We start from the raw sequence: 21462 nt of genomic DNA on the forward strand, positions 1-21462 counted from the left end.
GTCCTTAATCCGGGAAGCCCGTCATGCAGTACACAATTCAGCAAATCGCCGAAGCCTTGGGCGCGGAAAGTCAGGGCGATCTTAGCGTCGCCATTGAGCGTGCTGCAGAGCCGGCTGATGCCGGACCGTCTGATTTGGCAATGGCAATGTCGCCGAAATACGCAGAGGCGCTCAGCACGGGAGCAGCACGTGCTGCTGTTCTGTGGGAGGGTGCGGATTGGCAAGCCTTAGGGCTTAAAGCCGCGATTTTCGTGCCGCGCCCACGCATGGCGATGGCTGGGATCACGGCGATGCTGGATCGCGGGCAGGGGGTCGAACATGGCATTCACCCGTCGGCTGTCATCGATCCGACGGCCGAGATTGGCGAAAATGCCTCGATCGGTCCCCTCGCAGTCATTGGCGCACGCGTGCGCATTGGTAGAGGCGTGGTCATAGGGCCCCATTGCGTGATCGGGATGGATGCAGTTCTAGGTGACGATGCAGTGCTGCGCGAAATGGTCAGTATCGGCGCCCGCGCACAAATCGGTAATCGTTTCATCGCGCAACCCGGTGCACGTATCGGCGGTGATGGGTTCAGCTTTGTGACACCCGAAGTGTCTGGTGCAGAAAACGCGCGCAAGACTATGGGTGATCAGGGCGAACTTCGCGCCCAAAGTTGGATGCGTATTCATTCTCTGGGTGCCGTTGAGATTGGCGACGATGTCGAAGTTGGTGCAAATTGCACCGTCGACAATGGGACCATCAGGAATACACGCATCGGCGACGGCTCAAAGCTAGATAACTTGGTTCACGTTGGGCACAACACACGCGTCGGGCGGGATTGCCTGCTGTGCGGACAAACCGGAGTGTCCGGATCGGTTGAGATCGGCAATAACGTTGTGCTGGGTGGTCAGACCGGAGTAGTAGACAACATCTTTATCGGAGATGGAGTGATTGCCGGCGGAGGCACAAAAATTCTGTCCAACGTGCCCAAAGGCCGTGTGATTATGGGTTATCCGGGAATAAAAATGGAAACGCATACAGAGATTTACAAAGCACAACGCCGTCTGCCTCGATTGGCACGTGACGTTGAGGCGTTGAAAAAGGCTGTTTCCAAACAGCCTCCAAGTGATTAAATCAACCTCAAGATAATAATCAGAGGATCGACATGAGCATCAGCGACCGCGTCATCGCAATCATTGCAGAGCAGGCCGTGCTGGAGCCGTCGGATGTGACACCCGAAAGCACGCTCGAAGATCTTGGCATCGATAGCCTTGGTCTGGTCGAAAGTATTTTCGCCATTGAGGAAGAGTTCGATATTTCGATTCCGTTCAATGCCAATGAGCCGACGGCCAGCGACTTTGATATCTCCAATGTTGCGGCCATCATCACCGGTATCGAAAAGCTGGTGTCGGAAAAGGTCTGACGTAATCCTATGAAACGAGTCGTTATCACCGGGGCCGGTACAATCAATTCGTTGGGCCATTCGGTGCCCGACACGTTAGAGGCAATGCGAGAAGGGCGCTGCGGAATTTCTGCCCTCGAATTTCGAGATGTGGAAAGACTTGCAATCCAGATAGGTGGTCAGGTCCGCGGGTTCGAAGCCGAGGGTCGCTTTAACCGCCAGCAAATGACTTTGTATGACCGGTTTACCCAATTCACTTTGACGGCTGCGAAAGAGGCGATCGATCAATCCGGGATCGAGTTTCACGGTGATCTTGCCGCCCGTTCCGGCGTTGTTCTGGGTACGGCTGGCGGCGGCGTTTCGACTTGGGATGACAATTACCGTTCCGTTTATGAGGATGGTAAAAACCGGGTACACCCGTTTGTTGTTCCTAAATTGATGAACAACGCTGCAGCAAGCCACGTTTCGATGGAACATAACCTGAAGGGCCCCAGCTTTACGGTATCGACGGCCTGTGCCTCATCCAACCACGCGATGGCGCTGGCGTTTCAGATGGTGCGCAGTGGCGCAGCTCCGGCGATGCTGACCGGTGGGTCGGAATCGATGTTGTGCTTTGGGGGGGTTAAAGCCTGGGAAGGGCTGCGGGTTATGTCCAAGGACGCATGCCGCCCGTTCAGCGCGAATCGCAACGGCATGGTGCAGGGTGAAGGCGCAGGGGTCTTTGTGTTCGAAGAATACGAACATGCCCATGCGCGCGGGGCCGATATCTTGTGTGAGGTTGTCGGTTTTGCGATGTCTTCAGATGCCTCTGATATCGTCATGCCAAGCAAACAAGGCGCGGCGCGTGCCATGTCAGGAGCGCTGGCGGATGCACGTTTAAACGCGGACAGTGTCGGATATATCAACGCACATGGCACTGGGACTGCGGCCAATGACAAGACCGAATGCGCCGCCGTAGCTGATGTTTTTGGCCCTCATGCAGACGAGCTGATGATCTCGTCGACTAAGTCGATGCATGGCCACTTGATCGGCGGCACCGGCGCTGTCGAGATGTTGGCCTGCATAATGGCGCTTCGGGACGGCGTGATCGCTCCAACCATCGGATATGAAGAACCCGACCCCGAATGTGCGCTGGATGTTGTCCCGAACGAAGCCCGCGAAGCAAAGGTGGACGTAGCGCTGAGCAACGCGTTTGCCTTTGGTGGGTTAAATGCTGTTCTTGCCCTGAAACGCATTTAAACAAGGGCCACAAATCAAAAACGCCGCCGGTTATCACCAGCGGCGTTCTTTATTTGTTTGGCTTAATAGTCAGTTCTGTAAGACTTTCAGGCCTTCAAAGCCGGCGGTGAAGCCCGAGAGCGATACTTCCAGTTGTAGTAGTTGGTTCGGAGCTAGAACCGAGACAAGTGAAAGCGTTGCTTTGGTTCCGACTTTCATTGCGTCTACATCGCCTTGGGTAAAGCCCAACTGCGCGAGGCAGCCAACTGGATTGCAATGGTGGTAGTCATATCGCTTACCCGGCGCACCGTCGATCGAAAGGGCCAGCTGCGCCTGCAGCATAGTTTCCAGCGGGACGACCACAGTTGCGCCTGCAACTGCGGCAGCACCTTCTGGCAGCTTTTCAAGGGTGATTTCGGCGATGGGCTGGCCCTGCTCGCCGGTCAGGATTTGACGCATCGCGCAGGGGTCTTCGTCGTTATCAGTCTTGATACAAAGGATCGCCCAATCGCGTTTTTCTTCCTTGACGTATTGCTCGCCGAGACGCGGGCCAGTTTCACCCAGGTCCAGGTCGCTGCCGGCTTCGGTCTGCGAGGTCGCGGGCTGTTGTTCGGTTTCCTGTGTAGCTTCCTGTGCGTACGCGGCCCCGCACCACAAGGCGGCGGTCATCAGGCTGACGGATACGGTGTTCTTGATCATAAATGCCTCGGTAATGTGTTGGACTTTTTCATTCGTCTATCACCCTTGCCCGACACTGTCAGGGGCAAACGTGGGCCAATTCAAGTTGTGAACGGTTTTTCGCCGGATCAAGGGAATAAGGTGAGACGGCTAAAATGACAAAGGGAGCCGGTGGAGCGGCTCCCTTCGATATAATTTTCTCCCCGTCGGACTGGCCGACTTAGTTATGCGCAGACGTTACGAAAGGCAGGGGCTTCGGTCAACTGCTAACCTGAATTTTTAATGTAATGGCCATGATTTGTGAAAAAAACCGCGCCCGAGGGCGCGGCCAGTCGACAGGGAGGAAATATGCCGCCTCGTAACCTGAACCACGAAGGCAGCAATAAGACTTTCGCAGGTAAAGGTTAACTTTGTATGCTGGCCGCAGATCGGTTGAAACAAGGCCTTACATTCATGGACGAAAACATATTCTTGGGCGGTGGCGGCAACGACTATGGCCAACCGCAGTCATTGACGCTGAAATATGCAAACCGCCACGGCATGATCGCAGGGGCGACCGGAACGGGTAAAACCGTGACGCTGCAAATTCTGGCCGAGGGGTTTTCCCAGGCTGGTGTTCCGGTCTTCCTGTCTGACGTCAAAGGGGATCTGTCTGGTCTGGCAAAGGCGGGCAGTGAAAGCCACAAGCTACACCAGGCATTTCAGGATCGTGCCCAGCGGATTGGTTTTGCCGACTATACGTACAGCGCTTGCCCGGTCACCTTCTGGGATTTGTTCGGTCAGCAGGGGCATCCAGTTCGTACAACTGTGACCGAGATGGGGCCGCTGCTGCTGTCGCGTCTGATGGATCTAAGCGAAGCGCAAGAGGGTATTCTAAACATCGCGTTTCGGGTGGCGGACGAAGAAGGGCTGCCACTGTTGGACCTAAAAGATCTTCAGTCCCTGCTTGTCTGGATTGGGGAAAACCGGGCGCAGTTGTCTTTACGATACGGTAACGTCTCAACCTCTTCGATCGGGGCCATTCAACGCCGCCTTTTGGTGCTGGAAAACCAGGGCGGCACCAAATTGTTTGGGGAACCTGCACTGGAACTCGCCGATCTGATGCGCGTTGATGAGAATGGTCAGGGCGTCGTGAATATCCTTGCCGCTGACAAGCTCATGGGATCTCCGCGTCTTTATGCAACCTTCCTGCTGTGGTTGCTGAGCGAATTGTTCGAGGAACTGCCAGAAGTTGGAGACCCGGACAAACCCAAATTGGTGTTCTTCTTCGATGAGGCCCATCTGCTGTTCGACGATGCCCCAAAGGTGCTGGTGGACAAGGTCGAACAGGTCGCGCGCCTCATTCGGTCTAAAGGGGTGGGTGTCTATTTCATCTCGCAGAACCCGGCAGACGTTCCCGAGGACATTCTGGGTCAGCTGGGTAACCGGGTACAACATGCCTTGCGCGCATTTACCGCGCGGGATCGAAAGAACCTGCGGCTTGCGGCTGAAACCTATCGCGAAAACCCAGCCTTCGATACCGAAGAGGCGATACGCGAGGTTGGCGTAGGTGAAGCCGTCACTTCGATGTTGCAAAAGAAAGGCGTGCCCGGGATCGTGGAACGCACCTTGATCCGACCACCTGGATCGCAATTGGGGCCGATTACAAAGGCCGAGCGGAAGGCGCTGATGGATGCCTCTGCTATGAAAGCGAAATACGGGACGTTGAAAGACCGGAAATCTGCGTTTGAAATTCTGCGGGCCCGCGCTGACACGGCGGCAGAAGCCGCAGCTGCAGCCGAGGAGCAGTTGGAAAGTCAAACCACTGCCGAGCGTGAATTCGCGACAGCCAGACGCTATTCCGGCAGTAGGGTTGGACGGTCATCTTCTCGCGCGATGCGCAAGAAGGACACGTTCGCAACTGCGATGAGCGAGGCTGTAATTAAGGAACTGAAGGGAACAACCGGCCGACGCATTGTGCGCGGCATATTGGGCGGTTTGTTCAAAGCAAGATAAAGGTCTCGCGCCGGGCAGTGTTTTTTGCTGCCCGGCGCGTTCTGTTATTTCAGTCGGCGCTGGCCTTCCTGTTTGCAGTAGGCATCCGCTTCTGCGACCGACATTTTGGTCGCTGGGAAGTTGGTTGCCCGATCCCAGATTACACGATCTGGGCGATATAGCTGGCAGGTGACTTCACCCTTTGGCGTCTGCACTTTTACGGGAGTCGTTTCAAAGTCTTCCGGAGAAGGGATACAACCCGCAAGGGTGACGAATAGCGGGACGGCAAGGGCGATTTTAGTGAAGGAAGTATTCATGTGCACTCTTCTTTACTCGTAAGTTTCCCGAATGATCGCGGGGCAGGTGTCAATTTAGCGTAAATACTGGCCAAAATGAGGGCTGGATCAAGGCGGTACTGGGCTTCGTCTAGTCGGTATACCCAACAAAATCAAGAAACCGCACCAATCCGTTGGCGTGGTTTCAAGGTTTGATGGATTGTGATCTTATTTTTCCGGGATAAGCCCCCTTGGACTGAACCTGAGTACAATAAGCAGGATAAGTCCCATGGTGAACAAGCGCATATGTGCGGCACTGTCGATCAAGTGAGATTTAAGTGCGCTGCCATCCGGCATGCTGGAGGTAATCAGGTTCATGAACCACAATCCCATTGGTTCGACCTGAACCCACAGGAACCAGATCAGGAACGCGCCCAGAACAGCGCCGAAGTTGTTACCCGATCCACCGACAATCACCATCACCCAGACAAGGAAGGTAAATCGCAGCGGGTTATACGTTCCGGGGGTTAGCTGTCCGTCCAGCGTCGTCATCATTGCCCCCGCAATTCCGCAGATGGCCGAGCCGAGCACAAAAATCTGCAGGTGCCGGCGGGTGACGTCCTTGCCCATAGCTTCGGCCGCGACCTCATTGTCTCGAATGGCGCGCATCATCCGACCCCAAGGGCTATTTAATGCCATCTGAGCCATCCAAAGCAAGACAAGCAACACGATCATGAACAGCAGCGAATAGCCCAGTTTGACCGACAGCGTCGACGCAATGACCGGGTCCAGCCCGAACCAATCTGCGCGCGCGATAAATCCGGGATCGTTCTGCAACTCGACCTCGTAACCGACCACGGGGGCAGGGCGCGGGATGCCGTAGACATTCTTGACGCCCCGTGCCAGCCAATCTTCGTTCTTCATGATTGCGATGATGATTTCGGCAATGCCCAGCGTTGCAATCGCCAGATAGTCCGAGCGCAATCCAAGCGCTGTTTTACCGATTAGCCACGCCGCACCAGCTGCCAGCAACCCACCCGCAGGCCAGGCTAGCAGGACCGGTAGGTTCAAACCACCGAGGTTACCGGCAATTGCCGGATCAATCGCTTCAACACCCGCGACGCTTCGATCGAAAATCGCCCGGTAGACAAAGAACCCTACGATGAGAATGGCGATAATCGTCAGTGTTTGGGCCCGACCTTTGGGCATCCGGGTCGCCACCAGTACAGCGGCGACAACGGTGGCGGCGCCCAGTAGCAGCGCCAGAACAATTCCATAGCCACCCGAAGACCACGCACCGGGGGTCGGAGGGGTGGAAACCAGCACAACGGCCAGACCACCCAAAGCGACAAATCCCATGACACCAACGTTAAAGAGGCCCGCAAACCCCCATTGCAGGTTTACCCCAATCGCCATGATGGCCGAGATCAGCCCCATGTTCAGGATCAGGATCGCAGAGTTCCAGCTTTGGGTGAAACCGGTTAACAGGATCAAGCCGCCAACGACAACGAAAAGCAGCGAATTTTTGACGGATTCGGTCATACCGCTTTCCCTTTAAACAGTCCCGTGGGCTTGAACAGAAGCACGATCAGCAGGATGACAAAGCTGACCGCGAATTTGTAATCGGTGGACAGGAATTGCACCAACCCTGATGGCGCCAGACTTTCCGGCGCAACGTAAGTCAGCACTTTTTTCCAGGCATATGTGATGGTGACCTCGGAAAACGCGATGATGAAACCGCCCGCGATGGCCCCCAGGGGATTGCCCAACCCGCCGACAATGGCCGATGCGAATATTGGCAGCAGAAGTTGGAAGTAAACGAAAGGCTTAAAGCTCTTGTCTAAACCGTAGAGAACTCCAGCGGTTGTCGCCAGTGCCGCCACGATAATCCACGTGATCATGACAACGCGCTCGGGGTTGATACCCGAGAGAAGCGCCAGATCCTCATTGTCGGAATAGGCCCGCATCGATTTGCCCGTGCGGGTTTTGTTGAGGAACCAGAACAGCAGCGCCACGGCGACAACAGCGACCACTAAGGTGATGCCTTGGGACGTCTTGATCGCTAGCCCCTCGCGCAATCCGGTCATTGCCTTGAAATCACGGGCCGAGACGATGAAGCGCGCACCGTCAGAGAACCTTTGATCATCCGGTCCGATGATAAAGCGAACAAGCCCGTTCATGATGAACATGACGCCCATAGAAACGATCACAAGGATCACCGGTTTGGCCTTTTGTTCCCGGTAGAACCGATAGACCAGCCGGTCGGTTATCAGAACCAGAACGATGCAGCCCAGGATCGCAAATGGGAGGGCCAACAGCGCGGTGGGTAGTGGACCGAAGCTCACTCCGGCGGCTTGCAGGCCCCAAGTTACAAGTACGGCAATCATCGCGCCGAAGGCCATCGTATCGCCATGGGCAAAATTCGAAAACCGTAGGATTCCGTAGATGAGCGTGACACCCAGCGCCCCCAGAGCCAACTGGCTGCCGTAAGCAACCGCAGGCACGATCACAAAGTTCGAAAGCGCAACAAGCGCGTTTAGTAAGTCCATCAATTCTTCTCACTGTCCGGGTGCGGCTTTATGGCACGACGTTTATGACAGACACAACAATTTGCGCCCCCTTTTTTGGTCTGAAAGGGCCGGAATGTGAGAGAGTTATCGCTTTGTCAGCCTACAGGGTCTTCGCAAATGCCACGGTCGTTTGCACTGTGCTCCCCCTTGATGGTCATATCATAGTTTAGGTCGTCGAAATCGACGACAAAAGTGACCACGTCCTTGTCCATGATGTGGAGAAACGTCAGCGAGTTAACACCCGATAGAATCTTGGCCTCACCCCGAATTGTGTCCGTTACGATGAAGCCAGTGTCGGTGGCACCCGAACGGGCCAGAGTAACGCTGCCACCATCGGTGTCGGAGACGCAGGTCACGACAAAATCAGCGCCGTCTAGCGGTCCGGAACTAGCAGCCAAACCAAATGAGGGGGCGAGAATGGCGAGTGTCAGTGCAGTCAGATTTTTCATGGTGTCCCTTGGTGGTTCGCTCCGCTTTCCATATTGGGGATTCTGCTGGAATGCGGGTGGTTGAGAGTGACGAGCGAGCGGTTATCTGTGTCGCCCTCATCTGACCTAGACAATATCATGCAAAAAAAAAGAGGATGTGAGCATGTGCTCACATCCTCTTGATATTTCTTGAGATATTAATCTCGATAGCCCCGATTTGTTTCGGGGTTCTATGCGAGAGCACTTAGACTTCTTTACATGTCCCGTGATCGGTACCGGCATGCGGGCCTTTGACTGAAAGATCATAAGACATGTCGTCATAATGGACGACAAAGGTCATGACATCCGCGCCTTCGATATAGACAAACGTCATGTTGCCAACGCCTTTGAGCACCATGGCATCTCCGGAAATGTTCGCAGTTTCGATGTTGCCCTTGTCTCCTTCCGGTGCCCTATTGAGGCGCACTTCGCTGCCGTCGCGGTCTGAGACGCAGACAAAGTGGCGCTCTTCCGCAGTTGCAGCGGTTGCGCACAGGGTGGCGACGGCCACACACATCCATTTTTTCATTTATGGGTCCTGAATAGAGTTTTTCATTCAGAAGGTTCGCTTGATTTCACGGAGCTAACTTTGGTTGACCGGGAAACCGTTTCCTTCACAAAGCCCGGCGCTAAACGCACAATGTGACCGGATTGCAGCCGAGGCGTGGAAATCTTAGGATGGTAGGAGAATTTCGGGAACAAGGATGACATTGGAGAGCGCCATAATGGCATTGAGGAACTCCATTTAAACTCCAGTCCGCATTGCCACGGCCTTCAACTCACCCACCCAAGAAACTCTTCCGAACCTCCGGATCAGCCAACAGTTCCTTGCCCGTACCGGTATAGGCATTGCGCCCCTGAACAAGCACATATCCCTTGTCGGCGATCTCCAGCGCTTGGCGGGCGTTTTGTTCGACCATCAAGATCGGCAGGCCGGTGCGAGACACTTCGATGATCCGGTCAAATAGCTCGTCCATCACGATGGGCGAGACACCGGCAGTTGGTTCGTCCAGCATCAGAACCTTGGGTTGCGTCATCAGCGCGCGGCCAACGGCGACCTGCTGACGCTGACCGCCCGACAGCTCTCCGGCCGGCTGGTTGCGTTTGTCGCGTAGGATAGGGAAGAGGTCATAGACCTGTTCCATCGTCTGGCTGATGTCGTCGCGTCGAATGAAGGCACCCATCTCAAGGTTTTCTTCGACTGTCATTGACGTGAAGATGTTCGAGGTCTGGGGCACAAAACCCATACCGCGGATTACGCGGTCCTGCGGGGTGAGGTTGGTGATATCCTCTCCATCCAGCCGCACCGCGCCGGAACGGACATCCAGCATACCAAAGACAGCTTTCATCGCTGTTGATTTACCAGCGCCATTGGGGCCAACGATGACTGCAATCTCACCCTTGTCGACGGCGATGGTGCAATCGTGCAGGATGTCCGGCCCTTTGCCGTAACCGCCAGTCATGGCGTCGCCGATCAGAAAGGGGCCGCCCTCTACCTTATGCGTTTCGCCGCTTTTTGTATGCGCAGGCGTCATGGTGCCAACCCCGTGGGTATTGGTGATTGAGGCATCCTTGTTGCCCTTGTCATCCTGATAGGGATTGTCGCTCATGCTCCGGCCTCCAGCTTGTCTTTGTTCTTCAGGCCGGTGCCCAGGTAGGCTTCGATCACGTGCTCATTCGCCTTGATCTCGTCCAGAGTACCTTCGGCCAGAACTTTGCCCTCGGCCATACAGATGACCGGGTCGCAGATCTTGCCAATGAAATCCATGTCGTGCTCGATGACGACGAAAGTGTAACCGCGTTCTTTATTGAGGCGCAGAATCGTGTCGGCGATGGTCATCAGCAAGGTGCGGTTCACACCTGCACCGACCTCATCCAGAAACACGATCTTGGCATCGACCATCATGGTGCGGCCAAGTTCCAGCAGTTTCTTCTGACCGCCCGAAACCTGACCCGCCTTGTGGTCGGCCAGGTGTTCGATGGTCAGGAATTCCAACACCTCATCAGCCTTGGCTTTCAGCGCGCGCTCTTCGTCTGCGATGCGTTTGCGCCCGAACCAAGTGTTCCACAGCGATTCCCCGGACTGTGCGCCGGGCACCATCATCAGGTTCTCCCGGCATGACATCGAAGAGAATTCGTGCGCGATTTGAAATGTCCGCAGGAGACCCTTGTGGAACAGGTCATGCGGGGGCAGGCCGGTGATCTCTTCGCCGTCCATGAAGACTTTGCCGCTGGTTGGCGGCAGGACGCCCGCGATCACGTTGAACAGAGTGGTTTTTCCCGCTCCGTTTGGCCCGATCAGACCCGTGATCGAACCTTTTTGGATTTCCAGCGACGCCCCATCCACCGCGTGAAACCCGCCGAAATGCTTGTGCACGTCTTCGACGACGATCATCTTTTCCCCTAGCCACCCTTGTCGGTGTTTCTGCTTCCCCATCCCCAAAAGGTGAGGTGCGGTCTTTTTTCATTGAAACAGCCCGGACACAAGGCCCGGGCTGCTTGATTTTATGGCGTTTTGCGCCGGATCAACGGAAGTTAACGGTCTTGTTTTCGCCGTCAGTTACTTCGATCTCGCGATACGAACCCGCGCTTTCACCGGGGCCGATCAGCTCAACGCCCGACGCGCCGACGTAATCGATGTCCTGACCTGCGGCCAGCAGTTCCAGACCTTTGGCCAGTTCACCCGGATAGATTTTCTCACCCGGTTCGTTGGCGACGTCCATGATCTTGGCGCCATACTCGGCCGGGTTGGTCGAACCTGCGGCCTGCATGGCCAGCATGAACAGAGCCGCCGCGTCATAGGATTCAGGCGAGTAGGGCGATGAGCCGTCAAAGCCTGCAGCCTCGGCCATGGCAAAGTACTTTTCAGCACCTTCACCGCCGGACCCGGCGATCTGACCGAACGAGCCGTTCAGATCAGGGCCAACATTCGAGGGCAGCGAGTCACCGATCATGCCGCCCGGCAGACCGAACGTATCGAATGCGCCGCTATCCAGCGAGGACTGGATGATGCCCAGACCACCCTGATCCAGGTAACCTGCGACAACCAGTATATCGCCACCCGCCGATGCCAGCGCACCAACTTCAGCCGAATAGTCAGCCTTGCCGTCTTCGTGCGCGGCAACGATGGTCACTTCACCACCGGCTGCTTCGAACGAGGATTGGATCGCGTCTGCCAGACCCTTGCCGTAATCGTTGTTGGTGTAGGTCAGGGCGATTGAGTTGATGCCGCGATCCTTCAGGATGTCGGCCATCACTTCACCTTCACGCGCATCCGACGGAGCGGTGCGGAAGAACAGGCCGTTGTCTTCCATGGTCGACAGACCGGGCGATGTCGCCGACGGCGAGATCATGACCATGCCGTTTGGAATCGCAACGTTCTGCAGGATCGCGCCAGTCACGCCCGAGCAGTCGCCGCCGATGATGCCAGCAACGCCGTCCGCGATCATGCGTTCGCCGTTCGAGGTTGCCAGACCGTTGTCGATGCAGCCGGTGTCCGCGCGCGATGCGGTGACGGCGGAACCGTCCAGCAGTTTGCCGGACTCGGTTACTTCGGCCATCGCCAGTTCGGCACCCGAACCCATGGCAGGTGCCAAAGATTCAATCGGACCGGTGAACCCAAACAGAACGCCCAGAGTGACGTCTTCGGCCAGTGCGGGGCCAGCCAGAAGGGCGGATGCTGCAGTTGCTGTAAGCAGCTTTTTCATATGGTTACTCCCTAATTGGAACGTTTTCGTTCTGCGCACGACCCTAGGCAAGCTGTCTGGAAAAGAAAAGTCCTAACGCAAATGTGTTTTTGCCAGGAATAAACCTATTTGTTTTGATGAACTTGTCTCGGTTTTCCAAAGGTGGAGATTCTCATGTTTAGGGCATTCGCGATTCTGGTCCTGTCGGTTTTTGCTGGGCCCGCCAGCGCCGATACCCTGCAGACTTCAGCCGGGAACGTACAAGTCACGCCCGTGGTCACGGGGCTGGATGCGCCTTGGGCGATCGGTCTTGTGCCCGGCGGAAGTATTTTAGTCACGGAACGTGACGGAGAGCTTTTGTTCGTCTCGGAAGGCAAGGCAAAACGTGTTGCCGGTGTTCCCAAGGTGTCAGCAAACGGGCAGGGCGGGTTACTGGATATCACCGTGGCCCGGGATTTTGCGCAGACCCGAGAAGTGTTTCTGACCTTCTCCAAACCCCAAAGCAGCGGTGCCGGAACTGCAGTTGCTGTGGCTCGCCTGTCTGAAAACGGGAGCCGGTTAGACAATGTGCGGGTCATCTTCGAAGCGGTTCCCGGAGGTTCCACCGGTCGGCATTTCGGTTCCCGTGTGGTCGAGGCGCAGGACGGAACGCTGTTTGTAACGATAGGTGATCGTGGCGACCGTCCAACGGCGCAGGACCGGTCAAACCATATGGGAACTGTCATTCGCATCAATCGCGATGGCACCGTGCCCGCCGATAACCCATTTGTCGGGCAAGACGGAATTCGGCCTGAGATCTGGTCATTTGGCCATCGGAACCCACAAGGCGCGGGATTGGACCTGAGCGGGCGACTGTGGATATCGGAACATGGTGCGCAGGGCGGGGATGAGGTGAACCTGATCCGTCCGGGGCGCAATTATGGCTGGCCGGTGATTTCCTATGGCGTCCATTATTCGGGCCAAAAGATCGGTGAGGGAACATCGAAACCCGGTATGGAACAGCCAGAACACTACTGGGACCCGTCCATCGCGCCTTCGGGCTTGTTGGTCTATTCCGGCAAGCTGTGGCCGGAGTGGCGAGGCGATATCTTCGTTGGGTCACTTAAATTCGACTACATCTCACGCCTTGAAGGATCACCGCTGCGCGAGGTCGAGCAGATAAAGGGTCCTGAAACCGAACGTGTGCGCGACATAGTCGAAGCCGACGACGGGTCGATCTGGTTCATCTCTGTGGGACAGGGGGCCATCTATCGAATGACCCCCGGATAGGCGCAGATCAGACGGAAAGCCGACCGCTTTGTGCACCACGCTCGCGATAGGGCGTGGTGTTGTAGTGCGCACGGTAGCATTTTGAGAAATGGCTGGGTGAGGCAAACCCGCAAGCCAAAGCCACGTTGATCACACTCATATCCGTCTGCATCAACAAGTTGCGTGCTTTGTGTAGGCGCAACTCCATGTAGTAGCGTTTGGGTGAGCGGCTAAGATAGCGGCGGAAAAGGCGTTCCAACTGTCGTGTGGACATGCCCACGTCTTTTGCAAGAATCGAAGGCGAAATCGGCTCCTCGATATTCTTTTCCATCATCAGGATGACCTGGCTCAGCTTGGGGTGGCGCACGCCGATCCGGGTCGGGGTCGACAGGCGCTGGGTGTCCTGATCGGTGCGGATCGAAGAATAGATCATCTGATCCGCCACGGCATTCGCCAGATCTTCACCATAGTCGTCTGCGATGATTTTAAGCATCAAGTCGATCGAGGACGTGCCGCCCGCGGTTGTCATCCTGTTTCCGTCGATCTGAAACACGGATTTGGTAAGCTCGACCTCGTCGAATTCTTCAATGAAACTGTCCGAATTCTCCCAGTGGATCGTTGCGCGCTTGCCGTCCAACAATCCGGCTTTGGCCAACGTATAGGCTGCCGTGCACAGACCACCGATCCGAAGGCCGCGCCGAGCCTCGCGGCGGACCCAGTTCAGTACCTTTTTGGTCGTCGCTAGTTGAACGTCAACGCCACCGCAGATCAGAACCACATCATCTCGCTGCAACTCGTTCAGGTCGGAATCCAGCTTGAACGTAGTACCAGCTGAACAACTGACCGTGTCGCCGCCTTCACCGGCCAGTGTCCAGGAATAAAGCTCCCTGTCGCCCATGCGATTGGCGATCCGCAGGCTGTCCAGCGCCGAGGCAAAGGACAACAGAGAAAACTTGTCCAACAGGACAAATACAAAATGGCGAGGATTGGCCTCAGCGCCTTCCACTGTGACAACTTGGCGTTGCTCTTGCATGGCTTGGTGTCCTTGATTCGGCGCCGTGTTACGTGGCGTCCGGCGTCGTTGTTGCCAGCCACCATGATCAAAGCTTGTTTCCCCCGTCAAGAGGCGCAAATCGTATATGGTCACTCTTCAATGCATTTTGTATAGAGACGACCTGACTACTTCAGCGGAGATCAAAGCTATGACCGAATGGCAAAAAACGAACTGGCGCAACAAGCCCCGGGTTCAGATGCCAGACTATACCGACGCGGCCGCGCTGGCCAAAGTCGAGGCTCAGCTTTCTCAGTATCCCCCGCTGGTCTTTGCTGGCGAGGCACGGCGCCTGAAACAACATCTGGGTGCCGCCGGTCGCGGCGAGGCTTTCCTGTTGCAGGGCGGGGATTGTGCTGAGAGCTTTGAGCAATTCAGTGCGGATGCAATTCGCGACACTTTCAAGGTGATGCTGCAGATGGCAATGGTGCTGACCTATGGCGCCAAGGTGCCTGTGGTCAAAGTGGGCCGCATGGCGGGTCAGTTTGCCAAGCCGCGCAGTGCGCCGACCGAGGTTCTGGACGGTGTTGAGCTGCCCAGCTACCGCGGTGACATTATCAATGAACTGGCCTTCACGCCCGAAGCACGCATCCCGAATCCAAGCAAGATGCTGCAGGCTTACACGCAGGCTGCCGCGACTCTGAATCTGCTGCGCGCCTTTTCGACGGGCGGTTTCGCGGATATGAGTCACGTGCATTCCTGGACCTTGGGCTTCGCCGATGGGCAGGATGTTCAGAAGTATTCTGAAATTGCTGATCGCATTCAGGACTCCATTGATTTCATGGGGGCCGCTGGCATCACCGCGGATACCACGCATGAATTCTCATCGGTCGAGTTCTATACCAGCCATGAAGGCCTGCTGCTGGAATATGAAGAGGCGCTGACCCGTCTTGATTCGACATCCGGGAATTGGCTTGCAGGATCCGGTCACATGATCTGGATCGGCGACCGTACACGTCAGCCAGATGGTGCACATGTGGAATTCTGCAGCGGTGTCTTGAACCCGATTGGTCTGAAGTGTGGCCCGACCACAACCGCTGAGGACCTCAAGGTTCTGATGGCCAAGCTGAACCCGGAGAACGAAGAAGGTCGTCTGACCCTGATTGCCCGTTTCGGTGCCGGCAAAGCAGGCGAACACCTGCCGCGTTTGATCAAAGCCGTGAAGGAAGAGGGTGCCAAAGTCACTTGGGTCTGCGATCCGATGCACGGCAACACGATCAAGTCGGCAACCGGGTACAAGACCCGTCCGTTCGACTCTGTCCTGCGCGAAGTTCGCGACTTCTTTGGCGTCCATCAAGCCGAAGGCACTATCCCCGGTGGTGTGCATTTCGAAATGACTGGTTTGGACGTTACCGAATGTACGGGTGGCGTGCGGGCTGTGACCGAAGAAGACTTGTCTGATCGCTACCACACCGCATGCGATCCGCGCTTGAACGCATCGCAGTCGCTGGAACTGGCCTTCTTGGTGGCCGAAGAGCTGACAAACCTGCGTCGCAATGGCAGCAAGCGAGCGGCCAGCTAAGAGTCGCTTCAGAAGAACGCAAAGGCGGGCTGAAATGGCCCGCCTTTTTTTCTTGTCGGTTTATTCATCGCGCGACACAACCAACCGCAGATGTGAGCCAGGAGGATCAAAACTGTGCTGATCTTCGGCAAAACTAGCCTGAAGCGGCTGCGGCTGTCGTTGGCGAATCTGAATATCCGCAACCGGACGCATATTGTTTTCCGAAATCGTAAACCGCCTGGGTGCCGCCCCGATTGCACCGTCGCTGACCAATACTCCCAAAATGCGGCTGACATCACCCAGATCGCTTTTTAGAGGTAACAGAATCATGCGGGCCTGTAGTTGAACACGGCCCAACCGGCCCGAAGATTCCAAATTCAGATTGGATATCGCAGGTTGCGCAAATACCTGTTCTGAAACAGTCTTGATCTTTTCCCGTGTGCCCGGTTCAAAAAAGGATGTCAGCGGCATGCCGCGCACTTCCATTCCGGCCAGCGAATTCAAATGGCTGCCAGCCAGACGGAACCGGGTCAAACCGGGGGCGATACGTTCTAGAATGAAAGTGTATTCCAGAATGTTCTCAAGTCCGCGCGGGTCGATTTGCGATCGCATGGGAACGCCGTCACTCGTCAGAAGTGCGGTCCAATACGCCTCGGCCTGGCGGATGGGCGAAAGGCTGCGCCCGCTGTCAAAACGATCCATAGCGACGATCTTTCCAAAACTTGCCCCGAAACCGTTCCCGAAAAAGGTTTTCATCATTGTCACCCTGGCGTCTATCGACCGTCATTTTCCTAAAATGCGAACGACCGGGGACCTCTGTACGAGACCAGCATTCGCAAGTGTTAGATTGACGCGGGTTGATTCAATTTTGGAGCAAATCTTTAACGAATGGTTAACGACTCGCGAACAAAGGCAGAGTCAGCAAACTCTTGCCCTGTGCGTACAGTTCGCATTAGGTGCCTCCAGCAAACAGAAGACGGGCAGCTACGGAAAGGGCAGGCATGATAAAATCCATGACGGGTTTCGCCTCGGGCAAGGGGGCGTTCGGGCCACATAGCTGGACGTGGGAATTGCGCAGTGTGAACGGCAAGGGGCTCGACATGCGTCTGCGGGTTCCGGAATGGTTAACCGGGCTTGAAGCCGCTTTGCGCGCCACGATTTCAAAACAATTGAGCCGGGGCAATGTAACATTGTCCTTGCGTGTCAGTCGCGATGAAACGCAGCCAGACCTTGTGCTGAACGAAGCCGCAATGGACGCCGTGCTTGAGGCGGTGGCACGAACGCAGGAGATGGCCATCGCAAAGGATGTGACCCTTGGCCCTTCGACCGCCGCCGACCTGATTTCGCTCAAGGGGATGTTGGATGCTGGCAATGATGCCGACGATCCCGGCCCATTGGTTGGCCAGTTGACGACAGAATTCGGCGGCTTGTTGAGCGACTTTATCGAAATGCGCCAGACTGAAGGCCGGGCGTTGGCAACCGTTCTAGAAGAACAATTGGGCCAGGTGGCGGCTCTGACCTTTCAGGCGGCAGAACTGGCTGAGCAGCGGAAAGACAAGATGTCCGAAGCGTTGCGGGAAAATCTTGCGCGGGTATTGGACAACGCGCAAGGGGCCGATCCCGACCGCGTGGCCCAGGAACTGGCAATTATTTCCGTCAAGGCGGATATCACTGAAGAAATCGACCGACTGAAGGCTCATGTCGTGGCTGCGCGGGATTTGCTGGCTCAGGATACACCTGTCGGCCGCAAACTTGACTTCCTGATGCAAGAGTTCAATCGGGAGGCTAACACATTGTGCTCGAAAGCCCAGAATGCGGAACTGACAGCGGTTGGCCTTGAGTTAAAGGTCGTAATAGACCAGATGCGCGAGCAAGTGCAGAACGTAGAATAAACACAGGAGCGCTTTTAATGGCGGATCGACGCGGCCTTTTAATCATTCTGTCCTCGCCATCAGGGGCCGGCAAATCGACACTGGCCAAACGACTGATGCAATGGGACACAGATCTTGAGTTTTCGGTCTCGGCCACCACCCGTGCACCGCGTCCGGGTGAAGAAGACGGGCGCGAATACTACTTCCTGAGCGAGGATGCATTCCGGCAGCAGGTGTCCGAGGGGCAGATGCTGGAACACGCGCATGTCTTCGGGAATTTCTACGGCTCACCGGCCGGTCCGGTTCGCGAGTCCATTACCGGGGGCAAAGACGTGCTGTTTGACGTGGACTGGCAGGGCGAGGTGCAGATCCGAAACTCGGACCTTGGCAAGCACGCCCTGTCGATCTTCATTCTGCCTCCCTCCATCCCCGAGCTGCGCCGCAGACTGGAAACGCGGGGTCAGGACAGTGAGGACGTGATCGCCAAGCGCATGCTCAAAAGCTGGGATGAAATCAGCCACTGGGGTTACTACGACTACGTTCTGATCAATGACGATCTGGATGCCACTGAAGAAAAACTTAAGACCATTGTCAGCGCCGAACGCATGCGCCGTATTCAGCAACCCACGTTACAGAACCACGTCCGCACGCTGCAAAATGAATTTGAGGGTTTGGCATGACCATATACGCTCTGGGTAACCACGCTCCGCAAATCCACGAAGACACCTGGGTTGCACCGGACGCCAATCTGATTGGGAAAGTCGTGCTTGAACAGGGGGCCTCGGTCTGGTTCGGCTGCACCATCCGTGCTGATCACGAAGAGATCCGCGTAGGCGAGGGCAGCAACGTTCAGGAAAACTGCGTCATGCATATCGATGCCGGATACCCGCTGACCATCGGTAAAAATTGCACCGTCGGGCACAAGGTCATGCTGCATGGCTGCACAATTGGGGAAAACACATTGATCGGTATGGGCGCAATTGTTCTGAACGGCGCGAAAATCGGAAGGAACTGTTTGATCGGGGCAGGGGCGTTAATCACCGAGGGCAAGGAAATTCCCGACAATTCGTTAGTCATGGGGTCGCCGGGCAAAGTTGTGCGGGAGCTCGATGAAGCAGCAGCAAAAAAGATCACCCTCAGCGCATTACACTATCAACAGAACATGCGCGCATTTCGAGACATGATGAAGCCCGTTCAATAGAACGATCGCACCTGCATCGAAAGGCACCGTTATGTCAAACGACCTGCTTGCTGAAATTGTGTCGGCCATCCCGATACCGGCTTTGATGGTTGACCAGACCGAACGGATCATTGCAGTCAACACAGAAGCCAAAACCTTGCTTGGGCAGAACATTGAAAGCCGGCACTTTGCCACCATTCTCAGGCAGCCGCAGGTCATTGACGCGATAGAACAAAGCTTGCGCAGCAAAGGCCCGGCCAATACTCGGCATCTGTCGAACGACGGCGCACAGGATACGACGTTCGAAGTGCAGTGCCGTTACATGAACGGAGTTGGTGCTGTGGACGGCGGTGCGGTGATGGTCATTTTTCAGGACGTCACGCATCTGGAGCAAGCCGGGCAGATGAGGCGCGACTTCGTAGCGAATGTCAGTCATGAATTACGCACACCGCTGACCGCATTAATGGGGTTCATAGAAACGCTGCGCGGTCCCGCGCGCGAGGATGCAACTGCACGAGAACGGTTTTTGCAGATAATGGCTGACGAAGCCAACCGGATGAACAGGCTGGTCGGAGATCTGCTATCGCTGAACCGCGTGGAGAGCCAAGAAAGGGTCCGACCCAAGGAACTGCTTGATCTTACAGATTTGATGCAGTCGACACTGGCGACGCTACGCCCGCTTGCCGAGGCTGCAGATGTCGAAATGACGCTGGTAGCATCATCGGAACCGATCTCGATAACTGGGGACAGCGATCAACTGCGGCAGGTATTTACGAACCTGATCGAGAATGCCATCAAATATGGCGGCAGCGGCGGCAGAGTAGATGTCCACATTCAGGTGTCAGAAAGCGACACTGCCATGCGCGGCCCTGCGGTGCGGGTGCAGATTGCGGACAAAGGACCGGGAATTGATGCGGTGCACCTTCCGCGTCTGACCGAGCGATTCTATCGCGCCGATAGTCACAGGTCCCGCGAATTGGGCGGAACCGGGTTGGGCCTTGCGATTGTAAAGCACATCGTCAACCGCCACAGGGGCCGGTTGCGTGTCGAAAGCACCCTGGGCAAAGGTTCTGTATTTACAGTGATTTTGCCACGCTGATCTCGGGCTTCCAGCGCAGGTCCATTTCGAACGCGAACGGTGTTCCGTGGGGTCAAGTTAAGAAAACGTAAGAAAATCGTTACGTGTCATAAAACCGTTACGTACTTGTCACAAAAGGCTTACCGACGCCTCTTAGGGGTTCGCCCCAAGATCATCATGGGGGTGATCAGAATTTACCTTTCTCAAGGAGACTGTAATGTCCTTTGTTAAACTGTCGGCTTCGGCTCTCACCATCGCTGCTGTTTCGGCCACCACGGCCGCCGCTCGTGATCAAGTTCAGGTTGCCGGTTCGTCGACTGTGCTGCCATATGCCTCGATCGTGGCTGAAGCCTTCGGTGAAAACTTTGACTTCCCGACACCGGTTGTTGAATCGGGTGGTTCTTCTGCTGGTCTAAAGCGCTTTTGTGAAGGTGTTGGCGAAAACACCATCGACGTTGCAAACGCCTCGCGCGCGATCCGTGAAAAAGAAATCAAAGCCTGTGCTGAAAACGGCGTAACCGACATTATCGAAGTTCAGATCGGTTATGACGGCATCGTTTTCGCATCCGACATCAACGGCAACTCGTTCGAGTTCACGCCGGAAGACTGGTACAAAGCGCTGGCCGCGAAAATCGTTGTAGACGGTGAAGTTGTCGACAACCCGAACAAAACCTGGGCCGACGTGAACCCGGATTTCCCGGCACAACCTATCGCAACCTTTATTCCCGGCACCAAGCACGGCACACGTGAAGTGTTTGAAGACAAGGTGATCCTGGCAGGTTGTGAGCACTTGGGCGATTTCGAAGTGTTCAAGGCAGCCGCCGGCGACGACAAGAAAGCAGCTGAAAAGCAGTGCATCGCCATCCGTACCGACGGCGTTTCTGTCGACATCGACGGCGACTACACCGAAACTCTGGCCCGCATCGACAGCAACAAAGACGGCATCGGCGTCTTTGGTCTGGCGTTCTACGAGAACAACACCGACAAGCTGCAAGTCGCAACCATGTCTGACGTTGTTCCTTCGACCGAGTCGATCGCAACCGGCGAATACCCGGTTTCGCGCCCGCTGTTCTTCTACGTCAAGAAAGCGCATATCGGCGTGATCCCCGGCCTGAAAGAATACGCTGAGTTCTTTGTCGCTGACGAGATCGCTGGACCCGACGGCCCACTGGCAGAATACGGCCTGGTATCCGATCCTGAACTGGTCAAGGTACAGGAAGCTGTTGCCAACGAAACCGTTCTGGGCGGCGGTTCCTAATCACTCTTACGAACGGAACCGGG

Annotated in this window: 22 protein-coding genes; 11 read left to right on the plus strand and 11 right to left on the minus strand. The window is 55.8% G+C overall.

Annotation, left to right across the window (positions count from 1 at the left end; genetic code table 11):
• The first annotated feature begins 23 nt into the window (after nt 1-23).
• The 3 genes from lpxD to GOW92_RS01230 are packed head-to-tail and all read left to right on the plus strand — an operon-like array spanning nt 24 to nt 2623.
• The gene (gene lpxD / locus GOW92_RS01220; protein WP_170557276.1) at nt 24-1115 is read left to right on the plus strand and encodes a UDP-3-O-(3-hydroxymyristoyl)glucosamine N-acyltransferase; all 1092 of its coding nucleotides are present in this window, start codon (nt 24-26) and stop codon (nt 1113-1115) included.
• Between the two features lie 32 nt (nt 1116-1147).
• A complete protein-coding gene (locus tag GOW92_RS01225) occupies nt 1148-1405 on the plus strand; it encodes an acyl carrier protein (protein WP_170557277.1) in 258 nt (85 codons plus the stop codon).
• Nucleotides 1406-1414: 9 nt separating this feature from the next.
• The gene (locus tag GOW92_RS01230) at nt 1415-2623 is read left to right on the plus strand and encodes a beta-ketoacyl-[acyl-carrier-protein] synthase family protein (RefSeq protein ID WP_170557279.1); all 1209 of its coding nucleotides are present in this window, start codon (nt 1415-1417) and stop codon (nt 2621-2623) included.
• 69 nt (nt 2624-2692) lie between these two features.
• On the opposite strand, the gene GOW92_RS01235 is transcribed toward GOW92_RS01230, so the two are convergent.
• Nucleotides 2693-3301, minus strand: a complete 609-nt coding sequence (locus tag GOW92_RS01235) for an invasion associated locus B family protein (RefSeq protein ID WP_170557281.1) — start codon at nt 3299-3301, stop codon at nt 2693-2695.
• A gap of 432 nt (nt 3302-3733) precedes the next feature.
• Here GOW92_RS01235 and GOW92_RS01240 point away from each other — a divergent pair, with 432 nt between their 5' ends.
• On the plus strand, nt 3734-5275 hold the full coding sequence (locus tag GOW92_RS01240; RefSeq protein WP_170557283.1) for a helicase HerA-like domain-containing protein: 1542 nt from the start codon (nt 3734-3736) through the stop codon (nt 5273-5275).
• A 44-nt stretch (nt 5276-5319) separates the two neighbouring features.
• Here the strand turns inward: GOW92_RS01240 and GOW92_RS01245 are convergent, their stop codons facing one another.
• From GOW92_RS01245 to GOW92_RS01280, 8 genes are all read right to left on the minus strand, one after another.
• Complete coding sequence (locus tag GOW92_RS01245; protein WP_170557285.1) at nt 5320-5571, minus strand: hypothetical protein; 252 nt, start codon at nt 5569-5571, stop codon at nt 5320-5322.
• Nucleotides 5572-5757: 186 nt separating this feature from the next.
• Nucleotides 5758-7071 carry a branched-chain amino acid ABC transporter permease gene (locus GOW92_RS01250; protein WP_170557287.1) on the minus strand — a complete coding sequence of 438 codons (1314 nt, stop codon included), beginning with the start codon at nt 7069-7071 and terminating at the stop codon, nt 5758-5760.
• Nucleotides 7068-8078, minus strand: a complete 1011-nt coding sequence (locus tag GOW92_RS01255; protein ID WP_170557289.1) for a branched-chain amino acid ABC transporter permease — start codon at nt 8076-8078, stop codon at nt 7068-7070. Before GOW92_RS01255 ends, GOW92_RS01250 begins: the two co-directional genes overlap by 4 nt.
• Nucleotides 8079-8194: 116 nt before the next feature.
• Nucleotides 8195-8548, minus strand: a complete 354-nt coding sequence (locus tag GOW92_RS01260) for a hypothetical protein (RefSeq protein WP_170557291.1) — start codon at nt 8546-8548, stop codon at nt 8195-8197.
• A gap of 223 nt (nt 8549-8771) precedes the next feature.
• Complete coding sequence (locus GOW92_RS01265) at nt 8772-9095, minus strand: hypothetical protein (RefSeq protein ID WP_170557293.1); 324 nt, start codon at nt 9093-9095, stop codon at nt 8772-8774.
• Between the two features lie 250 nt (nt 9096-9345).
• Nucleotides 9346-10176 carry an ABC transporter ATP-binding protein gene (locus GOW92_RS01270; protein ID WP_170557295.1) on the minus strand — a complete coding sequence of 277 codons (831 nt, stop codon included), beginning with the start codon at nt 10174-10176 and terminating at the stop codon, nt 9346-9348.
• Nucleotides 10173-10961 carry an ABC transporter ATP-binding protein gene (locus GOW92_RS01275; RefSeq protein WP_170413254.1) on the minus strand — a complete coding sequence of 263 codons (789 nt, stop codon included), beginning with the start codon at nt 10959-10961 and terminating at the stop codon, nt 10173-10175. Before GOW92_RS01275 ends, GOW92_RS01270 begins: the two co-directional genes overlap by 4 nt.
• Before the next feature lie 130 nt (nt 10962-11091).
• A complete protein-coding gene (locus GOW92_RS01280; protein WP_170557297.1) occupies nt 11092-12273 on the minus strand; it encodes an ABC transporter substrate-binding protein in 1182 nt (393 codons plus the stop codon).
• Nucleotides 12274-12426: 153 nt separating this feature from the next.
• Between GOW92_RS01280 and GOW92_RS01285 the strand changes: the two genes are divergently transcribed.
• A complete protein-coding gene (locus GOW92_RS01285; RefSeq protein WP_170557298.1) occupies nt 12427-13521 on the plus strand; it encodes a PQQ-dependent sugar dehydrogenase in 1095 nt (364 codons plus the stop codon).
• A 7-nt stretch (nt 13522-13528) separates the two neighbouring features.
• On the opposite strand, the gene GOW92_RS01290 is transcribed toward GOW92_RS01285, so the two are convergent.
• Nucleotides 13529-14533, minus strand: a complete 1005-nt coding sequence (locus tag GOW92_RS01290; RefSeq protein ID WP_170557299.1) for a GlxA family transcriptional regulator — start codon at nt 14531-14533, stop codon at nt 13529-13531.
• A 169-nt stretch (nt 14534-14702) separates the two neighbouring features.
• Between GOW92_RS01290 and GOW92_RS01295 the strand changes: the two genes are divergently transcribed.
• Entirely contained in the window at nt 14703-16073 is a 1371-nt protein-coding gene (locus GOW92_RS01295; RefSeq protein ID WP_170557300.1) for a class II 3-deoxy-7-phosphoheptulonate synthase, read from the plus strand.
• A 60-nt stretch (nt 16074-16133) separates the two neighbouring features.
• On the opposite strand, the gene GOW92_RS01300 is transcribed toward GOW92_RS01295, so the two are convergent.
• Nucleotides 16134-16811 carry a PAS domain-containing protein gene (locus tag GOW92_RS01300; protein WP_254452869.1) on the minus strand — a complete coding sequence of 226 codons (678 nt, stop codon included), beginning with the start codon at nt 16809-16811 and terminating at the stop codon, nt 16134-16136.
• A 254-nt stretch (nt 16812-17065) separates the two neighbouring features.
• Between GOW92_RS01300 and GOW92_RS01305 the strand changes: the two genes are divergently transcribed.
• From GOW92_RS01305 to GOW92_RS01325, 5 genes are all read left to right on the plus strand, one after another.
• Nucleotides 17066-17944 (plus strand): YicC/YloC family endoribonuclease, encoded by an 879-nt coding sequence (locus GOW92_RS01305; protein WP_254452870.1) that lies wholly within the window; start codon nt 17066-17068, stop codon nt 17942-17944.
• 17 nt (nt 17945-17961) lie between these two features.
• Entirely contained in the window at nt 17962-18603 is a 642-nt protein-coding gene (gene gmk, locus GOW92_RS01310; protein WP_170557303.1) for a guanylate kinase, read from the plus strand.
• On the plus strand, nt 18600-19124 hold the full coding sequence (locus GOW92_RS01315) for a gamma carbonic anhydrase family protein (RefSeq protein ID WP_170557304.1): 525 nt from the start codon (nt 18600-18602) through the stop codon (nt 19122-19124). The genes gmk and GOW92_RS01315 overlap by 4 nt, the downstream gene beginning before the upstream one ends.
• 31 nt (nt 19125-19155) lie before the next feature.
• Entirely contained in the window at nt 19156-20202 is a 1047-nt protein-coding gene (locus GOW92_RS01320; RefSeq protein ID WP_170557305.1) for an ATP-binding protein, read from the plus strand.
• A gap of 196 nt (nt 20203-20398) precedes the next feature.
• Nucleotides 20399-21439, plus strand: a complete 1041-nt coding sequence (locus GOW92_RS01325; protein ID WP_108858624.1) for a substrate-binding domain-containing protein — start codon at nt 20399-20401, stop codon at nt 21437-21439.
• The last annotated feature ends 23 nt before the right edge of the window (nt 21440-21462 follow it).

The organism is Ruegeria atlantica (assembly GCF_013032505.1).
GTDB classification, from domain to species: Bacteria; Pseudomonadota; Alphaproteobacteria; order Rhodobacterales; family Rhodobacteraceae; genus Ruegeria; species Ruegeria atlantica_F.

What these genes read in the sequence shown, in the direction of transcription:
- lpxD (WP_170557276.1), top strand. Translation starts at nt 24, where the DNA reads ATGCAGTACACAATTCAGCAAATCGCCGAAGCCTTGGGCGCGGAAAGT.
- GOW92_RS01225 (WP_170557277.1), top strand. Translation starts at nt 1,148, where the DNA reads ATGAGCATCAGCGACCGCGTCATCGCAATCATTGCAGAGCAGGCCGTG.
- GOW92_RS01230 (WP_170557279.1), top strand. Translation starts at nt 1,415, where the DNA reads ATGAAACGAGTCGTTATCACCGGGGCCGGTACAATCAATTCGTTGGGC.
- GOW92_RS01235 (WP_170557281.1), bottom strand. Translation starts at nt 3,301, where the DNA reads ATGATCAAGAACACCGTATCCGTCAGCCTGATGACCGCCGCCTTGTGG.
- GOW92_RS01240 (WP_170557283.1), top strand. Translation starts at nt 3,734, where the DNA reads ATGGACGAAAACATATTCTTGGGCGGTGGCGGCAACGACTATGGCCAA.
- GOW92_RS01245 (WP_170557285.1), bottom strand. Translation starts at nt 5,571, where the DNA reads ATGAATACTTCCTTCACTAAAATCGCCCTTGCCGTCCCGCTATTCGTC.
- GOW92_RS01250 (WP_170557287.1), bottom strand. Translation starts at nt 7,071, where the DNA reads ATGACCGAATCCGTCAAAAATTCGCTGCTTTTCGTTGTCGTTGGCGGC.
- GOW92_RS01255 (WP_170557289.1), bottom strand. Translation starts at nt 8,078, where the DNA reads ATGGACTTACTAAACGCGCTTGTTGCGCTTTCGAACTTTGTGATCGTG.
- GOW92_RS01260 (WP_170557291.1), bottom strand. Translation starts at nt 8,548, where the DNA reads ATGAAAAATCTGACTGCACTGACACTCGCCATTCTCGCCCCCTCATTT.
- GOW92_RS01265 (WP_170557293.1), bottom strand. Translation starts at nt 9,095, where the DNA reads ATGAAAAAATGGATGTGTGTGGCCGTCGCCACCCTGTGCGCAACCGCT.
- GOW92_RS01270 (WP_170557295.1), bottom strand. Translation starts at nt 10,176, where the DNA reads ATGAGCGACAATCCCTATCAGGATGACAAGGGCAACAAGGATGCCTCA.
- GOW92_RS01275 (WP_170413254.1), bottom strand. Translation starts at nt 10,961, where the DNA reads ATGATCGTCGTCGAAGACGTGCACAAGCATTTCGGCGGGTTTCACGCG.
- GOW92_RS01280 (WP_170557297.1), bottom strand. Translation starts at nt 12,273, where the DNA reads ATGAAAAAGCTGCTTACAGCAACTGCAGCATCCGCCCTTCTGGCTGGC.
- GOW92_RS01285 (WP_170557298.1), top strand. Translation starts at nt 12,427, where the DNA reads ATGTTTAGGGCATTCGCGATTCTGGTCCTGTCGGTTTTTGCTGGGCCC.
- GOW92_RS01290 (WP_170557299.1), bottom strand. Translation starts at nt 14,533, where the DNA reads ATGCAAGAGCAACGCCAAGTTGTCACAGTGGAAGGCGCTGAGGCCAAT.
- GOW92_RS01295 (WP_170557300.1), top strand. Translation starts at nt 14,703, where the DNA reads ATGACCGAATGGCAAAAAACGAACTGGCGCAACAAGCCCCGGGTTCAG.
- GOW92_RS01300 (WP_254452869.1), bottom strand. Translation starts at nt 16,811, where the DNA reads ATGATGAAAACCTTTTTCGGGAACGGTTTCGGGGCAAGTTTTGGAAAG.
- GOW92_RS01305 (WP_254452870.1), top strand. Translation starts at nt 17,066, where the DNA reads ATGACGGGTTTCGCCTCGGGCAAGGGGGCGTTCGGGCCACATAGCTGG.
- gmk (WP_170557303.1), top strand. Translation starts at nt 17,962, where the DNA reads ATGGCGGATCGACGCGGCCTTTTAATCATTCTGTCCTCGCCATCAGGG.
- GOW92_RS01315 (WP_170557304.1), top strand. Translation starts at nt 18,600, where the DNA reads ATGACCATATACGCTCTGGGTAACCACGCTCCGCAAATCCACGAAGAC.
- GOW92_RS01320 (WP_170557305.1), top strand. Translation starts at nt 19,156, where the DNA reads ATGTCAAACGACCTGCTTGCTGAAATTGTGTCGGCCATCCCGATACCG.
- GOW92_RS01325 (WP_108858624.1), top strand. Translation starts at nt 20,399, where the DNA reads ATGTCCTTTGTTAAACTGTCGGCTTCGGCTCTCACCATCGCTGCTGTT.